This window comes from Hymenobacter lapidarius (genome assembly GCF_001816145.1).
Classification (GTDB): Bacteria; Bacteroidota; Bacteroidia; order Cytophagales; family Hymenobacteraceae; genus Hymenobacter; species Hymenobacter lapidarius.
The window spans coordinates 88,554-105,712 of record NZ_MDZB01000142.1 but is presented as its reverse complement, the minus strand read 5'-3'; the positions used below and the strand labels follow the sequence as shown (position 1 = coordinate 105,712).

Here is a 17,159-nt window from a genome sequence, read left to right as displayed (position 1 = left end):
CGCCGATGAACCCTAATATCTCCGCCATTTCCCGCCGCGCCGGCACGGCCGCGCTGGCTTTGTCGCTGGCCATGGTCAGCGGCTGCAAAGACTTTCTGGACGTGGCCCCGCAGGGCCAGCTCAGCAGCGAAACCATTGACCCCGCCACCGCCCAGAAGCTGGTCGATGGCGTGTACAACAGCATGTACCTGGGCGGCTTCGGCCCCGACACCCACGGCCTGCAGTTCGTCATCCTCACCGACATTGCCTCCGACGACTCGGACAAGGGCAGCTCGCCGAACGATTACGGCGATGCCCTGCAGGTGGACAACTTCACGGTGAACTCGTCGAACAGCAACGTCAACAACGTGTGGAATGGCTACTATCAGGGCATTTCCCGCGCCAACCAGGCCCTCGACAAAATCGCACTCAGCGCTTCGGCCGATGCGGAAAAGAACCGCCTGCTGGGCGAAGTACGCTTTCTGCGCGGCTACTTCTACTTCAACCTGGTGCGCCTGTTTGGCGGCGTGCCCAAGCTCGACCGGGTGCCGCAGGCGTCGGAAATCAACAGCGCCGAGTTCCAGACCCGGGCCTCCGCCGCCGATATCTACGCTTTCATCATCGAAGACCTGCGGTTTGCCGTGGACAACCTGCCGCAGAAGGGTGACCCCCAAACCCAGACCGGCCGCGCCAACAAGGCGGCCGCCCAGGGCATGCTGGCCAAGGTGTACCTCTACCAGAAAAACTACCAGCAGGCATTTGCGCTCAGTAACGAAATCGTGACCGGCAAGTCGGGCGCCTACGCCCTGTACCCCACCTACGCCGACATCTGGCGCACGCCGGGCGCCAACAGCTCGGAGTCCATTTTTGAGATACAAACCGGAGTAAACGCGGCCTGCAACAACGCGGCCGTGAACCTCTATGTCGTGAGCCAGGGCCCCCGCGCCGGCGGCAAGCGCGGCTGGTCCGACTTGGGCTTCGGCTTCAATACCCCCACCCTGCAGCTGGCCAACGCCTATGAGGCCGGCGACGTGCGCCGGGCCGGCACCATCATCTTCATTCAGCCCACGGCCCCGGCCGGGCAGCGCTCCACGGGCACGGTGCTCTGGGACGGCTTCCGCATCCCAAGCCAGGACTCGGTGGAGAACTCGCGCTACAGCTACAAGGCCTACCACAGCCGCACCCGGGAAGCCAACTGCGGCAACAACGACTACCTGCCCAAAAACATCCGCATCCTGCGCTACGCCGAAATCCTGCTCATTCGGGCCGAAGCCGCCCTGCAAACCGGCAACGCCGCCACCGCCGCCGCCGACCTGCTGGCCGTTCGCACCCGCGCCGGTCTGGGCGCGAAACCCGCCACGCTGGCCAACATCTGGGCCGAGCGCCGGGTAGAGCTGGCCCTGGAGCACGACCGTTTCTTCGACCTGGTGCGCCAGGAAAGCGTGACGCCGGGCCGCATCGTACCCATTTTTGCGGCCCAGGGCAAAACGTTTGTGAAAGGCAAGAACGAGCTGTTTCCCATTCCGCAGCCCCAGATTGACTTGAGCGGCGGGCGTTTGATGCAGAACCCGGGGTACTAGCCCTTCAGGCTTTTACTCCAGACCGTCATGCCGAGCGCAGCCGAGGCATCTCGCGTGCAACAGCAATTCAATTGGTGCAACGAAGCACGCGAGATGCCTCGGCTGCGCTCGGCATGACGGTCAAATTATATCAACCTATGACCGCCAGACTTCTTCTCCTCTTCCTGCTGCTCCCCGGCTTGCTCCTGGCCCAACAGAAGCCCGCGCCCAAGAAAGCCCCGGCCAAAACCGTGGCCTTCGACCCCACCAAGCGCCCGCGCAACCTCACCGACGACCAGTTGCTGGACCTGGTGCAGCGCCAGACGTTTCGGTACTTCTGGGACTTTGGGCACCCGGTGTCGGGCATGGCGCGCGAGCGCAGCAACGTGGCCTACGACTACGGCAACGAGGTGGTGACCACCGGCGGCACCGGCTTCGGCATCATGGCCATTATCGTGGCTGCCGACCGCAAGTGGATTACCCGCGAGCAAGCGGCCACGCGCATCTACAAAATCGTGCGGTTTCTGGAGAAGGCCGACCAGTTCCACGGCGTGTTTCCGCACTGGTTGGACGGGGCCACGGGCAAGGTCATCCGCTTCGGGGCGAAGGACGATGGCGGCGACGTCGTGGAAACCTCTTTCCTGATGGAAGGCTTGATTTGCGCCCGCCAGTACTTCACCGCCGACACGCCGCTGGAGCGTGACGTGCGCAACCACATTGGCTGGATGTGGGAGAACGTGGAGTGGAACTGGCAAACCCAGGGCGGCCAAAACGTGCTGTACTGGCACTGGAGCCCCAACAACGGCTGGAGCATGAACCACCAGATTCACGGTTGGAACGAGTGCCTGATAACCTACGTGCTGGCCGCGGCCTCGCCCAAATACGCCATCGATAAGCCGGTGTATGACCAGGGCTGGGCCGTGGGGCCGGAGTTCAAGAACGGCAAGGAATACTACGGCGTCAAGCTGCCGCTGGGGCCGGACCTGGGCGGGCCGCTGTTCTTCACGCACTATTCCTTTCTGGGCATCAACCCGCACGGGCTCAAGGACCAGTACGCCGACTACTGGCAGCAAAACCAGAACCATACGCTCATCAACTACGCCTACTGCGTGGACAACCCCAAGAAATACAAGGGCTACGGCCCCAACACCTGGGGCCTCACCGCCTCCGACAGTTACAAGGGCTACGCCGCCCACAACCCCAAGGAAGACCTGGGCGTGATTTCCCCCACCGCCGCGCTCTCGGCCTTTCCCTACACGCCGGAACACTCAATGCGCGCCCTTAAGCACTTTTATTATGACCTCGGCGACAAAATCTGGGGCGAGTACGGGTTCGTGGACGGCTTCAGCGAGCAGCACAACTGGTACGCCAAGTCCTACCTCGCCATCGACCAGGGCCCCATCGTGGGCATGATAGAAAACCACCGGACGGGGCTATTGTGGAAGCTGTTCATGAGCTCGCCCGACGTGCAGCGCGGCCTCACCAAGCTGGGATTTGAAAGCCCAATGATTAAACCGGTTGCTAAATAGAACGTCATGCTGAGCTTGCCGAAGCATCTCTACCTCGTTCACAAGAACGTCATGCTGAGCGCAGCCGAAGCATCTCTACCGCAACACTAACTAATTAGTTACGCGGTAGAGATGCTTCGGCAAGCTCAGCATGACGTTCTTATTAGCCTGTTCGTTTTTTTCTGCTTGGCTTGTTCGTTTCTTTCCGACTACTCGCTTACCCTTGTTTCTTCCCATGAAATACATTCCCCTCGCCGCGCTGGCCCTCTCGCTGGCCTGCGCCCCCGCCGCTCAGGCTCAGAAAAAGACAGCTCTGGCTTCCGCGTCTGACCAGAAGATGAAGGCCTTTATCGACGAGCTGATGGGCAAAATGACGCAGGATGAAAAAATTGGGCAACTCAACCTCGTGTCGGTGGGGTTTGACGTGACCGGGCCGGTGGTGAGCAAGGACGTGGACGCCAACATCCGCAAGGGCCTGGTGGGCGGCGTGTTCAACACCTTCACGCCCATTGCCGTCCGCAAGCTGCAGGAAATGGCCCTGAAGGAGTCGCGGCTGCACATTCCGCTCATGTTTGGGTACGATGTCATTCACGGGCACCGCACCATATTTCCCATTCCGCTGGGCTTGGCCGCCAGCTGGGACATGGCCGCCGTGGAGCAAAGCGCCCGCATTGCCGCCGAAGAATCGACGGCGGACGGCCTTAACTGGGTGTTTTCGCCCATGGTCGACATTTCCCGCGACGCCCGCTGGGGCCGCGTGGCCGAAGGCGCCGGCGAAGACCCCTACTTAGGCTCCAGCATCGCCCGGGCCATGGTGCGCGGCTACCAGGGCCCGGCCAACGACCTCACCAAAGAAGCCTCGGTGATGGCCTGCCTCAAGCACTTTGCCCTCTACGGCGCCGCCGAAGCCGGCCGCGACTACAACACCACCGACATGAGCCGCCAGCGCATGTACAACGAGTACATGCCGCCCTACCGAGCCGCCATCGACGCCGGCGTGGGCTCGGTGATGACGTCCTTCAACGACATCAACGGCGTGCCCGCCACCGGCAACAAGTGGCTCATGACCGACCTGCTGCGCAAGCAATGGGGCTTCGGCGGCTTTGTGGTGACGGACTACACGGCCATCAACGAAATGATGGAGCACGGCGTGGGCAACGCGGCCCAGGTGTCGGCCCTGGCGCTGAACGCGGGCGTGGACCAGGACATGGTGGGCGAGATTTTCCTGAAAAACGTGGCCCAGAACGTCCAGTCCGGTGCCGTGTCCAAGGCACAGCTTGATGCCGCCTGCCGCCGCATTCTGGAAGCCAAGTACCGGCTGGGCCTGTTCCAGAATCCCTACCGCAACGTGAGCCAGGAGCGCGCCACCGCCACGCTCATGAAGCCCGAGTTCCTGGCCGCCGCCCGCGACATTGCCCGCAAAAGCCTGGTGCTGCTGAAAAACGAGCGCAGCGCCCTGCCCCTGAAAAAAACCGGTAGCATTGCCCTCATCGGCCCGCTGGCCAACCGCCAGAAGGACGTCATCGGCAGCTGGAGCGGCGCCGGCGACTGGAAACAGGCTGTGTCGGTGGAGCAGGGCCTGCGCGCCGCCGCCCCCGGCCTGAAAATCACCTACGCCAAAGGTGCCAATATTGCCGACGACGCCCAGATGCTGGAGCGCCTCAACGCCCACGGAGGCGAGCTGGAGCTGGACAAACGCAGCTCCAAAGACATGATTAAAGAAGCCGTGCAGGTAGCCCAAAGCGCCGACGTGGTGGTGGCCGTGGTGGGCGAAAGCCAGGGCATGACCGGCGAAGCCGCCAGCCGCGCCGACATCGGCCTGCCCGGCCAGCAGCTGGAGCTGCTCAAGGCCCTGAAGAAAACCGGCAAGCCGCTGGTACTCGTGCTCATGAACGGCCGCCCCCTCACGCTGGCCTGGGAAAACCAGAACGCCGACGCCATCCTTGAAACCTGGTTTGCGGGCACGCAGGCCGGCCACGCCATTGCCGACGTGCTGTTTGGCGCCTACAACCCATCCGGTAAAATCACGGCTACCTTCCCGCAGGTGGTGGGCCAGGTACCGCTTTACTACAACCACAAAAACACCGGTCGCCCCTACGCTGGCACCGACAAGCTCGACAAGTACAAGTCGCGCTACCTCGACGTGAGCAACGAGCCGCTTTACCCCTTCGGCTACGGCCTGAGCTACACCACCTTCACCTACGGCAAGCCCACGCTCAGCAAAACCGCCATCTCGCCCACCGAAACTCTGGAAGTGAAGGTGACCGTGCAGAACACCGGCGCCTACGACGGCGAGGAAGTGGCCCAGCTCTATATCCGCGACCTGGTGGGCTCCAGCAGCCGCCCGGTGAAGGAGCTCAAGGGTTTCCAGAAAGTGATGCTGAAGAAGGGAGAAAGCAAAACCCTCACCTTCCGCCTCGCGCCCAACGACCTGAAATTCTACAACAATGACCTGAAATGGGCGGCCGAGCCCGGCGATTTCAAGGTGTTTGTGGGCGGCAACTCCCGCGACGTGCAGGAGGCCAGCTTCAAGCTGGCCGCGCAGTAGGTTTCCCGGGGTTAGTCAACTGGCTGTTGTACAGCAATAACTGCATTGCATTCAGCACGTCATGCTGAGCGCAGCCGAAGCATCTCTACCGCAGTACTAATCAGATTTACTACTGCGGTAGAGATGCTTCGACAAGCTCAGCATGACGCCTTTTAGCTACAGTTGCTATTGCACGCCTGCTTAAAAATTAATCTGTGCCTGCAGCCGTAGCAGGCCGCCGCGCTGCTTGTTGTCCGACAACTGAAAATCCTCGAAGCGACGCGACGACAGGGTGTACATGGCCACCAGCTCGAAGCTGCTGAAGGGTTGCCATTCCAGGCCCAGCTCGGCTTCGCGCACGGTGTAGCTGCGGGCGTCCCGCTCGTGCTTTTTGCCGCCGTCGTAGTACTGGACCCGCAGAAACGGGTAAAACTGCTGCTGCTTGTACCGCAGGCGGTAGCTGAGCAGCACGTAGCCGCCGTGCAGCCCTTGGGTTTCAATGCTGTCGGTCCGCGGGTTGAACTCCGGGCCGCGGCCCACGTTGTATTCGGCCTGCACACCAAACGGCTGCGGATACAGGATGAAGGAGGCCGCCACGCGCTGGTCGGGGTAGCTCAGGTCTTTGCGAGACTTCACGCCCGCTGAGAGCTGTTCTTTAGCCACCACGTAGTCGCCGGTGTAGGCCTGCAGGCCAGGCTCGATGATTTGCCGGCCCACCACCAGTGGGTAGGTAAAGCGGCCTACTATGTGCCGCTGGTTGTTGAGTTCGGGCCGGTTTGCGGTCTGGCCGTTGAACGCGCCCACCCCTACCATGCCGTAATCGCCCGAGCCCTTTAGGCCATCTTTCACCAACCGCGAAAAGCGCTGGCGCACGGCAGTGGGGGCCCAATACAAAAACGCGCCCAAATCCCGCTCGTTGGACAGGGCGCTGTTCAGGGCATCGCTGCGGTCCAATGGCAGGCGGTTCTGGCTCGACTGCATGTTTTCGAAGCCGTAGGGTATTTTGCTCTGGCCCAGGCGGATGCGGTACTGGCCAGCTTTGTCGAGGCTTACATCAAAGTAGGCATCGCGCAGCTGGCCGAAATTCAGCGAGGTGCTGCCGCTGACGCTGCTCGCAAAGTCGGGCTGAATATAAAAATAGAGCCGCTCGTGCAGCTGCCCATAAAAAATAAGGCGCGCCCGCCGCAGGAAAATACCGCCTTTATCTCCCCACGACCGGTCGCACTGTTCACAGGACAGCTTGGAATTGGTTTCGAGCAACCGGTTGTACCGCGCCTGCACATAGCCCCGAATAGCAAAAGTTTCGAACCACTTTTTAGCAGCAAATGGCGCTTGTGTTACCGAGTCAACGGCTTGACTATAAGCAGGCCCGGCCACTAAAAACAGAAGGGCAATTAACAGTTTCTTCATCAAATAGTAATGCTACCACAAAGGGACGCCTTTTTTGTTAACCGTGCGTGACCGGCATATGACGGGAATGTTACCAAACAAGATTCAGCGGGTTGCAACAAGAAGCCGCCGGCATCTGCCAACGGCTTTGTGCTGTGCCTAAAATGCGGGCTGCTCACCAAAGTAGCGCGGGCCCCGACCTCCATTCAATGCCCGGATTAGCTCTCTTCCCCGGCAGCATCTGAGTGCGTTAGCCCAACACCATTTTTTCGCCCAGCGCCCGCTGCAAATCCGGCAAGTTGTAGCGCCGCAATACCCCCGGCAACACATTAGAATACGCGTCCTTCGCCGTGGGCTGCGCCAGCACATTTGGGCCGGGCGGCGGTTGGGCCCCTGGCCACATGGCTGAGCATTGCGGCCAGCACCGCAAGCAGAAGGGCCTTCACGCGCACGGCCAAGGCGCTAGTTGGTGGCTTTGCAGCGCAGTTCCTCCACCAAGTCGGCAGAGCCCACAAAGAGCGGGGCGCGCTGGTGCAGGTCGGCGGTGGGGGGCACATCGAGCACCAGGTCGGCTCCGGTCACGGCCACGCCGCCGGCCTGCTCAATCAGGAAAGCCAGCGGGTAGCACTCGTAGAGCAGGCGCAGCTTGCCGGTGGGCTTGTCCACGGTGGGCGGGTAAAGATAAATGCCGCCCGTGAACAGGTTGCGATGGTAGTCGGCCACCAAAGACCCCACGTAGCGGGCCGTGAGGCGGCGCTCCTTGCAGGTGGTGAGGAAGGCGCGCACGAACTCCGGGTAATCAAACCAGTTGCCTTCGTTGCAGCTGAACACCGGCCCCTGGCGCGGAATCCTGATGTCGGGGTGCGAGAGAAAGAATTCGCCCAGCGAGTTTTCGTAGGTGAAGCCCGCCACGCCGTGGCCCGTGGTGTATACCAGCATGGTGCTGGAGCCGTAGAGCACGTAGCCCGCCGCAATCTGGGCGCGGCCGCCCTGCAAAAAGTCCTCCTGGCGAGCCGGCCCGCCATTGCGCGACACGCGGCGGTAGATGCTGAAAATGGTGCCGATGCTCACGTTCACGTCAATGTTCGAGGAGCCGTCGAGCGGGTCGATGGCCACCACGTACTTGCCGTTGACGTTGCCGGTCTGGATGATTTCCTCGTCCTCTTCCGAGAGCACGGCGCAGCACTCGCCCCCGTTGGTGAGAGCCCGAACGAAGCGGATGTTGGCCTCCACGTCGAGTTTCTGCTGGTGCTCGCCCTGCACGTTTTTCTCGCCCATAGCCCCCGTAATACGCGAAAGCCCCGCGCGGTTTACCTCGCGGTTCACGATTTTGCCGGCCAGGGCAATGTCCCGTAGCAGCTGCGATAGTTCGCCGGTGGCGAAGGCAAATTCGGACTGCTTGCGCATGATGTAGCGCTCCAGCGTGATGCCGACGGGCGTGGCCAGGGTGTTTTCGGTGGTTTGGGACATGGGTGGGATTGGGGTAGCGCGGACGCTGCGAGTCCGCGCACGGGCGGTTGTTCGGCTAAGGAATGTGTGGACTCGCAGCGCCCACGCTGCGAACTTACGAGACCTGCCTCTGCTATTGTCAACGTGTAGGCCCTCTTGGTGAGCTGGGTCGGGGCCCGGGCAAAGGCCATCGGGTCTTTCTGCCACGGGACCCAGGCAAATTTATACGAGGTGCAGGCCCTGCAGCCGCCTCCGGCGTTGGCTTCCGCAGATGGATGCAAAGAGTGCGATGGCGCGGGCCGTGGGCTTTGCGCCGCTAACCAGAATACGCCTTCAGCACCTGGCGCGAGCTGCCCAGGTTGTCAATACCCAGCTCCACCACGTCGCCGGGCCGGAGGAAAACCGGGGGCTTGAATCCCAAGCCAACGCCGGCCGGCGTGCCGGTCGAGATAACGTCACCGGGCAGCAGGGTCATAAATTGGCTGACGTAGGAAATGATGAACGGCACGTCAAAAATCAGGTTAGCCGTGTTGCCATCCTGCATTTTTTCGCCGTTCACCGTGAGCCAGAGGCGCAGGTTGTTCACGTCGCCCATTTCGTCGGGCGTGGCCAGAAACGGGCCCATGGGCGCGAAGGTGTCGCAGCCCTTGCCCTTGGTCCAGGTACCGCCGCGCTCCAGCTGAAACTCGCGTTCCGACACGTCGTTGTGCAGTAGGTAGCCGGCAATGTAGCTGGCGGCCTCGGCTTCGGCTACGTAGGAGGCGCGCTTGCCGATAACCACGGCCAGCTCCACTTCCCAGTCGGTTTTCACCGAGTTTCTGGGAATAACAATGTCATCAAAAGGCCCCACCAGCGCAGTGGTGGACTTCAGGAAAACCACCGGCTCTGTGGGCGGCGTCAGGCCCATTTCGTGGGCGTGGTCGGAGTAGTTCAGGCCAATGCAGATGATTTTGGAGGGCCGGGTCACTGGGGGGCCGAGGCGCTCGGCGGCGTCCACCAGGGGCAAGCTGCCCGCGTTGGCGGCCACAAAATCAGCCAGCCGCTGCAGGCCATTGCTCCCGAAAAACGCCTCGGTGTAGTCTTCGCCGAATGCAGCTACATCGTAGCGCTGGTCACCCTGCAGGATACCGGGGTTTTCGTGGCCGGCCGGGCCGTAGCGGAGTAGTTTCATGGCAAAGAGACTGGCGTAGAAAGAATAAAAAAGAACGTCATGCTGAGCTTGCCGAAGCATCTCGCGTGCCGTAACTAATCCAACTGATTGCGTTTAACTATTGCACGGGAGATGCTTCGGCTCCGCTCAGCATGACGTTCTGGTGGTTTTCAGCAGGCAGAGCCGCCTACCAATACACCGTGTAAAGCGTGGTGAGAATAACCATGATGACCATGGAGCCAATGGCAAAGCTCCGGGTGGTTTTGAACATGCTGCGGTCTACCTCCAGTCCGTTGGTTTTCACGCCCCGGTTGGTTTCATACAAGCTGATGACGACCATGGCGGCCACGCTGATGAGGAACACAAACCCCATCCGGTCGAGGAACGGAATTTCGTACACGCCCTCCGCGTTTTTAACCGCAAAGCCCAGCGGCGACAGAAACGAGAGGTCGGCGTAGAGGGGCAGAAACTTGAACATCACTGACAGCAGGAAGCCGCCAATGGTGGCAAACAGCGCCGCCGTAGAAGTCGTCTTTTTCCAGAAGAAGCCCAGGATGAACATGGCGAAGATGCCCGGCGACACAAAGCCCGTGTACTCCTGAATGTACTGGAAACCGCCTTTTTTGTCGATGCCCAGGTGTGGCGCGATGAGCACGCCCATCATCATGGCCACCACCACGGCAATTTTGCCCACGTTCACCAGGGTTTTTTCCGAGGCGTTGGGGTTGATGACTTTCTTGTAAACGTCGAGGGTGAAAATGGTGGCGATGCTGTTGGCTTTGCCGGCCAGCGAGGCCACCACCGCGGCCGTGAGGGCGGCGAAGGACAGGCCCTTGAGGCCCACGGGCAGAATGTTGAGCAGCACCGGATAAGCGCGGTCAGGGTTCAGGTTGGTACCCGAGCCAAACTCGGCCGGCCCGAACACGTCGGCGTTGTAGAGCACGTAGGCCGCAATGCCGGGCAGCACCACAATCACGGGCATCAGCAGCTTGAGGAAAGCAGCGAAGAGGATGCCGGCGCGGGCCGTGGGCAGGTCGGCCCCCAGGGCGCGCTGCGTGATGTACTGGTTGCAGCCCCAGTAGTTTAGGTTCACAATCCACATGCCGCCCAGCAGCACGGTGAGGCCCGGCAGGTCGATGTAATTGGGATTTTCCTTTTTGAAAATCATCTGGAAATGGTCGCCGGCCTGAGCCGTCATCAGGTTGAAGCCGTTTATCACGCCGCTCTGGCCGTAGTGCTCGGCCACCAGGTTCAGGGCCAGGTAGGTAGTGGCCAGGCCGCCCAGAATCAGGAAAAACACCTGAATAACGTCGGTGAAGCCAATCACCTTCATGCCGCCCAGCGTGATGAGTACCGCAAACGCGGCCAGCGCGTAGAGGCAGAACTCCAGGTTGAGGCCGGCGATGCTGCTGATGGCAATGGCGCCGAGGTAGAGAATCGAGGTCAGGTTGACCACGATGTAGAGGGCCAGCCAGAAAATGGCCATAATCATGGCCACCGTGCCATTATAGCGCTGGCTGAGGAACTGCGGCATCGTGAAAATGCGGTTCTTCAGGTACACCGGAATGAAAAACACGGCCACCACAATGAGCGTGATGGCGGCCATCCATTCGTAGGTGGCAATGGCCAGGCCCATTTTGAATCCCGAGCCGGACATGCCCACAAACTGCTCGGCCGAGATGTTGGAAGCGATGAGCGAGGAGCCGATGGCCCACCACGTCAGGGAGCCTTCGGCAAGGAAATAGTCCTTAGAATCGCCCTCGACGGTGCCGTCATGGCCCGTTTTGCGGCGGTAAATCCATATGCCGTAGCCGGATACGATGATGAAGTAGACGAAGAATACGATGTAATCAATCGTGTCGAGCTTATTCATTGAGCAGAAGGGGAATTATATTGCCGCACCTCATCAACGCGCGGAATAGCGTGGTGATGGCGAAGCTACTAGAAAGTAATGTTCCGGTAAAAAAACCGCTTCTGAAAGGAAAACTTTGGTTTCTTCTTAGAATTCTTACCGCAAGCGTTTCCGGTATCCCTCTCCGCTTCCCTCCGAGGCAGTTCGTTTTTATCTGTTAGCCAGAGCCCAATTGACACGTTCTTTGCCGTCCCAAGCAGCTCCCCAGCGCGCTGGGAATCTTGCGGCCGAGACGCTCTTATTCTCATTATGCCACCGGCGCTGGCCGGCTACTTGCCCCGCGTGACCAAGGTGCCGGTGCCCTGGGCGGGCCGGCCGTCCACGCTTACGCCCTCGGCCACGGCCTGGAACGTGCCGCCGTCGTCGGCGGTGAAGAAGAACAGCTCGGCCTCGCCGCGGGCGTTGGTGCGCACGGTGGGGTTCCAGTAGATGGTGCTGGTGCGCGGGTCGGCGGGCGGGTTGGTGAGCAGGGCGTTGTAGCGCGGCTGGAAGAACTCCCGCGCCGCGTAAAAGCCGGGCACCCGCACGGTGGCGATGCCGGGCGCCGGCGCGGCCGAGCCTTTGTAGTTCGGGTCGGCCCGCTTGGTATAGATGGCAATGGCCCCGCCCGAGCCGCCAAAAATAGCCGCTGCGGGTCCCTTAAAAACCTCCACCGATTCAATATCGGCCGATGGCAGGCTGTTGACGAAATCAATATCGGTCCGATTGCCATCGACAATAAACAGCGGCGTGCCCTGCCCGCGAATAGACGCCGTGGGCGGGTTGCCAGTGATGGTAAGGCCCGCCACCCGGCCTTGCAGCAACTGCAGCACCGACAGGCCCGATTGGGCCTGCGGCATGTTGGCAACGTCGATGACGGTGCCGCCGGTGGCCCCGTAGAGGCGGCGGGGGTCGTCGTGCGGCACAGCTACGCGCTGGACCGTCACCGACACGTTGCTCAGGTTGATGGTGCGCAGGGCTTTTTCGGGGTGCAGCTCCAGGTCGGTGGCCTGGGCCTGCCGGCTGCGGCGCACATAGGCAGCCACGCCGGCCGGGGCCGCGCTCAGGGCGGGCAGCCGCGGTAGCGGCTGGGTGCCGGGCACGGGGCCGCCATCGGGCAGAATGATGACGTTGGAGCCGCCCTTTGCCCGCCGCGCCTGCAGGGTAATCACGGCCGTGTCCTGCACCGCAAAGCCGGTGAAGGTGAAGCGGCCCAGCGCGTCGGTGGTGGCCGTGGCCACGGTTTTCGTGGGCTTCACTTGCAGGAAGGTGAGCTGGCTGTTGGCAATGGGCTGGTTGCCGTTTTGGCTCACTACCTGGCCGGTGAGGGAAATGTCCTGCTCGGGCACAAACCGCACGGCGGGGGCCTGACCCGCTAGCACTTCCTTCCACACAAACCGGCGCCAGCCCTGGGTCAGGAGCAGGTCGTCGAGGGCCTGGCTGGTGGCCGCCGACGGCTCGCGGAAATAGTAGCCCGGGTTCTCCACATACCCCACCAGGTCGGAAGTGAGCAGCAGGTTGGAGGCCACGGTCTCGGCGTTGGGAGCCAGGGCACTGAGGCCGGCGTCGCTCACCGCCACCGACAGGTTGGCGGCTATCGGCTGGCCGGCCGCATCGGTCACGCGCACTTTGAGCTGCACGGGCGCGTGCGGCCCATAGCTGGCCTGATCGGGCGTCACGGTCACGCGCAGGTCGGCCGAGCCGTTCTGGGAAAAGGCCAGCCGCTCGCAGCGCGGCGCGCCCTGCGCATCAAACAAGGTGAAGTGCACGATGCCGTTGGGGTAGTTTTTCTTCGGCATGCGCCACACGGCCGGCGCTTCGGCGGTGGGGGTGCGTGGCTCGGGGTAGGCCACCACGCCGCGCACCTGCGTGAGCAGCTGCACCGGGCCAGAGGCAGCCGTGCCCCGGTAGCGGGCTTCTACCACGAAGCTCTCGGCGTTTTCTACCACGTGCAGCGAGTAGCCGCTGGCCTGCACCGCCGGCAGCGGGTACTCGGCGGTGCTGCCGTCGGGCAGCGTGAAGCGGGCGCGATATTTTTGGCCTGCGCCGGGCACGAAGCTGAAGCGGCCCATGCCCGCGTGGCGGGTGGTGTAAGCGGCAACCACGGCGTTCTGGGCATTCACAATCTGACCGCGCACGGCAATGCCGCGGCCGCTGGCATCGGTGGCTTTGCAGGCCACTGTGGCGGGCAGCCCTTCTACCAGGTAGCCTCCTTCGGGGAAAAACTGCACATCGGGCTTGGTCTGGCTGGCACCGGGGCCTTTGGCTTTACCAGGGGCCGCAGTCGCGGCGGCGGCGGTGGCTTCCTGGGGGCCCAGCGGCGAGGCCAGCCAGATATTGAGGCGGCGGCTGTACACAAAGCTGTCACCGGCGTTGCGCATCCAGTTGGTATAGGCGCGCAGCTCGTAAACGCCAGCGGCCAGCGAGTCGGCAATGCTGAGGTCGCCGCTGGCCCGGCCACCCTGCAGGCGCAGGGTGCGGCGGGCCACCACGCGCCGCTCCGCCGACACCAGGTCTACGTGCAGTACCTGACTGAGGGAGTCGAGGCGGTGCTGCGAGGCATCCACCACGTAGGCGCTGAACCAGATGGTTTCGCCGGTGGCGTACATCGGGCGGTCGAGGTGCAGGTACACTTTTTCGCCCTTGGCGGCGGCGTAGTATTCGCCCAGCTGGCGGGCTATGCGCTGCAGCAAGCTGTCTTCGGCGGGCCGGAAAGCCATCAGCCCCACTCCACTGGCCAGCACCACCGCCAGCACTCCTTTTCGCACGCGTATTACATTCATGGTTGCATTCTGTCAATAACAGCAGGATTGATATTGAACCCCGCCGCGAGATTACCGCACAAAGATGGCGACGGCACGAAGGCCGCCCAGCCCGGCAACTGCCCCGCCGGCCGTCGGGCCGCTCCGTTGTTCACGGGTTGGCGGGTGGCTACTCCTTCTCAAATAGGGCCGATACCCAGCTCCGCAGCGTGCGGTGGCGCTGGTAGCGCAAGCCGTGCTTGGCGGCTTCGGCCTGGATTTTGGCCAGGTCTTCTTCGTAGAAACCGCTGAACAGGATGGGGTGGCCGCTAGGCAGCAGGCGGGCGTATTCGTGCATGTCTTCGAGCAGCACGTTGCGGTTGATGTTGGCGAGGATGAGGTCGAAGGGGGCTTCGCCGGCCAGGGTTTCGACTCCGCCCAGGCGGCACTCAATGGTGCGGCACTGGTTTTCGGCGGCGTTGTCGCGGGCGTTTTCCACGGTCCAGGGCTCGGTGTCCACGGCCAGGATTTGGCGGGCGCCCAGCATTTCGGCCATGATGGCCAGGATGCCGGTGCCGGTGCCCATGTCCAGCACGCGCAGGCCTTTGTGGTCCACGTCGAGCTGGTTTTCTATCATCAGGGCCGTGGTTTCGTGGTGGCCCGTGCCGAAGGACATGCGCGGCATGATGACGATGTCGTAGTCGACGCCGGCCGGCTCAGGGTGGAAGGGAGCTCGCACCGACACCCGCTCGGCGATGATGAGCGGCTGGAAGTTCTTCTCCCACTCGGCGTTCCAGTTCTGGCGGGTAATGGTGCGGTGCGAGTAGTTCAACTCGCCAATGCCCGCGTAGCGGCTCATGATTTCGGCCACCGCGTCGGGGTTGAACACGTCTTCGGTGGTGTAGGCGCAGAAGCCCGCGTCCTTGTCTTCAAAGGTATCGAAGCCTACTTCGGCCAGTTCGGCCACCAGAATGTCGGACAGCTCGCGTGGGGTTTCAACGGTCAGTTCAATAAAATCCATGCGGCGCAGGGGTCAATGGTTAAAAGTCCACAAAAGTCGCCCCAAAGAAGCAGTTTGCTGCGCTGCCGCCCCCGAGGTTTCCAAAAGCCGACCGGAAACCGGCGCTTTCGCCCCTCGCCCGGTACGGCTGCAGCATTTGGCGCAGCACATAGTCCGGAGTGTATATTTAAGTCTTCAACCCGGTGGCGTGAGCTGAACCCCGATACCATCTTCTACTCCTTTCTAGCTTGAAACAACTTTACGCAACCCTCGCCCTGCTGGCTGCCTTGAGCGCGCCTGCGCAGGGCCAGACCCCTGCTTCGGCAACCCGCCTAATTGTCCGGCTCAACGACGACCTCTCGCCCACGGCCTCACCGGCAGTGCTGGCTGCCAAAACGCAGGCGCTGGAGCGCCTCAACCGCCGCCACGGCGCAAAGCTGGCCCAGCCGCTGAACCCCGGCCGGCCGCAGCAGCGCACCACGGCCGCGCCGGCCATGTACCTGATTTCCCTGCCCGCCGGAGCCGACGCCCAACAGGCCATGCGCGACTACCAGCAAAGCGGCCTGTTCCGCTACGTGGAGCTGGATGCGGCCGGCGAGGGCGGCGGGGTACAGGGCGTCGTGCCAAACGATGCCCTGTACAACCGGCAGTGGAGCCTGAAAAACACCGGCACGTTCAGCCTGTCGGCGGCGCGGGCCGGGGCCGATATTGCCATGGAAGACGGCTGGGCCATCACGCGCGGCGACTCGTCGGTGACGGTGGCCATCATCGACAGCGGCTGCAAGCTCGACCACCCGGAATTTGCCCAGCGCATCTGGCGCAATCGCCAGGAGATAGCCGGCAATGGCCTCGACGATGACGGCAACGGCTACATCGACGACGTGCGCGGCTGGAATTTTGCCAACAATAACAACGACCCCACCGACGACCACGGCCACGGCACCAACGTGACGGGCATTGTGGGTGCTTCGGGCAACAACGCCGTGGGCTACGCCGGCGTGAACTGGGCCTGCAAACTCATGGTCTGCAAAGGGTTGGACGCTAGGAACAATGGCTTTTATTCGTGGTGGACCAGCGCCATTTACTACGCCGTCAACAACGGGGCCCGGGTAATCAACATGTCGCTGGGCGGGCTTTCTGCCTCCCAGGCCACGCAGGATGCCGTGGACTATGCCGCCCAACGGGGCGTGGTGGTGGTGGCGTGCATGATGAACACCAACACCAGCACGCCCTACTACCCCGCGGCCCTAACCGGCGTGGTGGCCGTGGGCTCCACCGACCCCAACGATGCGCGCAGCAGCCCGTTCTTCTGGAGTGGCAGCAGCGGCAGCAACTACGGCGCACACCTGTCGGTGGTGGCCCCCGGCAACTATATCTACGGCCTCAACCACCTCTCCAACACCAACTACGGCAGCTACTGGGGCGGCACGTCGCAGGCCACGCCGCACGTGGCCGGCCTGGTGTCGCTGCTGCTCACGCTGCGGCCCCAGCTCACCGCCACCCAGGTAAAAACCACCTTGCAGGCCACGGCCGACGACCGGGTGGGCAAACCGACCGAAGACCTGGCCGGCTGGGACCAGTACTACGGGTTTGGGCGCGTAAATGCGGCCCGGGCCCTCACCTCGGTTGTTACGGGCACGGCCCGCCCGCAGGTACCGGCTTCGGCGCTGCAGGTGTTCCCCAACCCGGCCCGCAACCAGCTCACGGTGACGACCACCGATGCCCGCTTGCTGCACCGCGACGTGCAGCTGTTCAACAGCCTCGGCCAACTGGTGTATCGTCAGGCGCTGGCGACTGCCACCGTGCAACTGCCGCTGGCCCTGCCCCCCGGCGCCTACTGGCTGACAGTGGCCGGCACAGGCCGCCAGCTCATCATAGAATAGCGCATTGAATCAATCCTTTGCAAGCCCTCTCATTCCGCATGAGAGGGCTTTTTGCGTGTTGAAGCAGTCGCGCAAGATTAACC

The 17,159-nt window shown here is 62.5% G+C and carries 11 protein-coding genes; 4 read left to right on the top strand and 7 right to left on the bottom strand.

The window, feature by feature from the left end:
• Nucleotides 1-5: 5 nt before the first annotated feature.
• From BEN47_RS16775 to bglX, 3 genes are all read left to right on the top strand, one after another.
• Nucleotides 6-1,559, top strand: coding sequence for a RagB/SusD family nutrient uptake outer membrane protein (locus tag BEN47_RS16775; protein WP_083322512.1), 1,554 nt, complete (start codon nucleotides 6-8; stop codon nucleotides 1,557-1,559).
• Between the two features lie 137 nt (nucleotides 1,560-1,696).
• Nucleotides 1,697-3,067, top strand: coding sequence for a glucoamylase family protein (locus tag BEN47_RS16770; protein WP_070729913.1), 1,371 nt, complete (start codon nucleotides 1,697-1,699; stop codon nucleotides 3,065-3,067).
• A 214-nt stretch (nucleotides 3,068-3,281) separates the two neighbouring features.
• A complete protein-coding gene (gene bglX, locus BEN47_RS16765; RefSeq protein ID WP_070729910.1) occupies nucleotides 3,282-5,594 on the top strand; it encodes a beta-glucosidase BglX in 2,313 nt (770 codons plus the stop codon).
• 180 nt (nucleotides 5,595-5,774) lie between these two features.
• On the opposite strand, the gene BEN47_RS16760 is transcribed toward bglX, so the two are convergent.
• From BEN47_RS16760 to prmA, 7 genes are all read right to left on the bottom strand, one after another.
• Entirely contained in the window at nucleotides 5,775-6,983 is a 1,209-nt protein-coding gene (locus BEN47_RS16760) for a porin (protein ID WP_070729909.1), read from the bottom strand.
• Between the two features lie 229 nt (nucleotides 6,984-7,212).
• Nucleotides 7,213-7,365 carry a hypothetical protein gene (locus tag BEN47_RS21550; RefSeq protein ID WP_158011059.1) on the bottom strand — a complete coding sequence of 51 codons (153 nt, stop codon included), beginning with the start codon at nucleotides 7,363-7,365 and terminating at the stop codon, nucleotides 7,213-7,215.
• A gap of 59 nt (nucleotides 7,366-7,424) precedes the next feature.
• Nucleotides 7,425-8,432 (bottom strand): class 1 fructose-bisphosphatase, encoded by a 1,008-nt coding sequence (fbp, locus tag BEN47_RS16755; protein WP_070729907.1) that lies wholly within the window; start codon nucleotides 8,430-8,432, stop codon nucleotides 7,425-7,427.
• Nucleotides 8,433-8,727: 295 nt separating this feature from the next.
• Entirely contained in the window at nucleotides 8,728-9,582 is an 855-nt protein-coding gene (locus BEN47_RS16750; RefSeq protein ID WP_070729905.1) for a fumarylacetoacetate hydrolase family protein, read from the bottom strand.
• A 166-nt stretch (nucleotides 9,583-9,748) separates the two neighbouring features.
• Nucleotides 9,749-11,434 (bottom strand): sodium/sugar symporter, encoded by a 1,686-nt coding sequence (locus BEN47_RS16745; protein ID WP_070729903.1) that lies wholly within the window; start codon nucleotides 11,432-11,434, stop codon nucleotides 9,749-9,751.
• A gap of 308 nt (nucleotides 11,435-11,742) precedes the next feature.
• Nucleotides 11,743-14,235: a TonB-dependent receptor plug domain-containing protein gene (locus tag BEN47_RS16740; RefSeq protein ID WP_070729902.1), complete on the bottom strand. Its 2,493-nt coding sequence runs from the start codon at nucleotides 14,233-14,235 to the stop codon at nucleotides 11,743-11,745.
• Between the two features lie 148 nt (nucleotides 14,236-14,383).
• Nucleotides 14,384-15,214: a 50S ribosomal protein L11 methyltransferase gene (prmA, locus tag BEN47_RS16735; RefSeq protein WP_070729900.1), complete on the bottom strand. Its 831-nt coding sequence runs from the start codon at nucleotides 15,212-15,214 to the stop codon at nucleotides 14,384-14,386.
• Between the two features lie 227 nt (nucleotides 15,215-15,441).
• On the opposite strand from prmA, the gene BEN47_RS16730 reads away from it, so the two are divergent.
• On the top strand, nucleotides 15,442-17,076 hold the full coding sequence (locus BEN47_RS16730) for a S8 family serine peptidase (RefSeq protein WP_070729897.1): 1,635 nt from the start codon (nucleotides 15,442-15,444) through the stop codon (nucleotides 17,074-17,076).
• Nucleotides 17,077-17,159: the final 83 nt, after the last annotated feature.

Coding starts and splice junctions, on each gene's coding strand:
- BEN47_RS16760 (WP_070729909.1), bottom strand. CDS start 6,983: ATGAAGAAACTGTTAATTGCCCTTCTGTTTTTAGTGGCCGGGCCTGCT.
- BEN47_RS21550 (WP_158011059.1), bottom strand. CDS start 7,365: ATGTGGCCAGGGGCCCAACCGCCGCCCGGCCCAAATGTGCTGGCGCAG.
- BEN47_RS16745 (WP_070729903.1), bottom strand. CDS start 11,434: ATGAATAAGCTCGACACGATTGATTACATCGTATTCTTCGTCTACTTC.
- BEN47_RS16740 (WP_070729902.1), bottom strand. CDS start 14,235: ATGAATGTAATACGCGTGCGAAAAGGAGTGCTGGCGGTGGTGCTGGCC.
- prmA (WP_070729900.1), bottom strand. CDS start 15,214: ATGGATTTTATTGAACTGACCGTTGAAACCCCACGCGAGCTGTCCGAC.
- fbp (WP_070729907.1), bottom strand. CDS start 8,432: ATGTCCCAAACCACCGAAAACACCCTGGCCACGCCCGTCGGCATCACG.
- BEN47_RS16770 (WP_070729913.1), top strand. CDS start 1,697: ATGACCGCCAGACTTCTTCTCCTCTTCCTGCTGCTCCCCGGCTTGCTC.
- bglX (WP_070729910.1), top strand. CDS start 3,282: ATGAAATACATTCCCCTCGCCGCGCTGGCCCTCTCGCTGGCCTGCGCC.
- BEN47_RS16775 (WP_083322512.1), top strand. CDS start 6: ATGAACCCTAATATCTCCGCCATTTCCCGCCGCGCCGGCACGGCCGCG.
- BEN47_RS16750 (WP_070729905.1), bottom strand. CDS start 9,582: ATGAAACTACTCCGCTACGGCCCGGCCGGCCACGAAAACCCCGGTATC.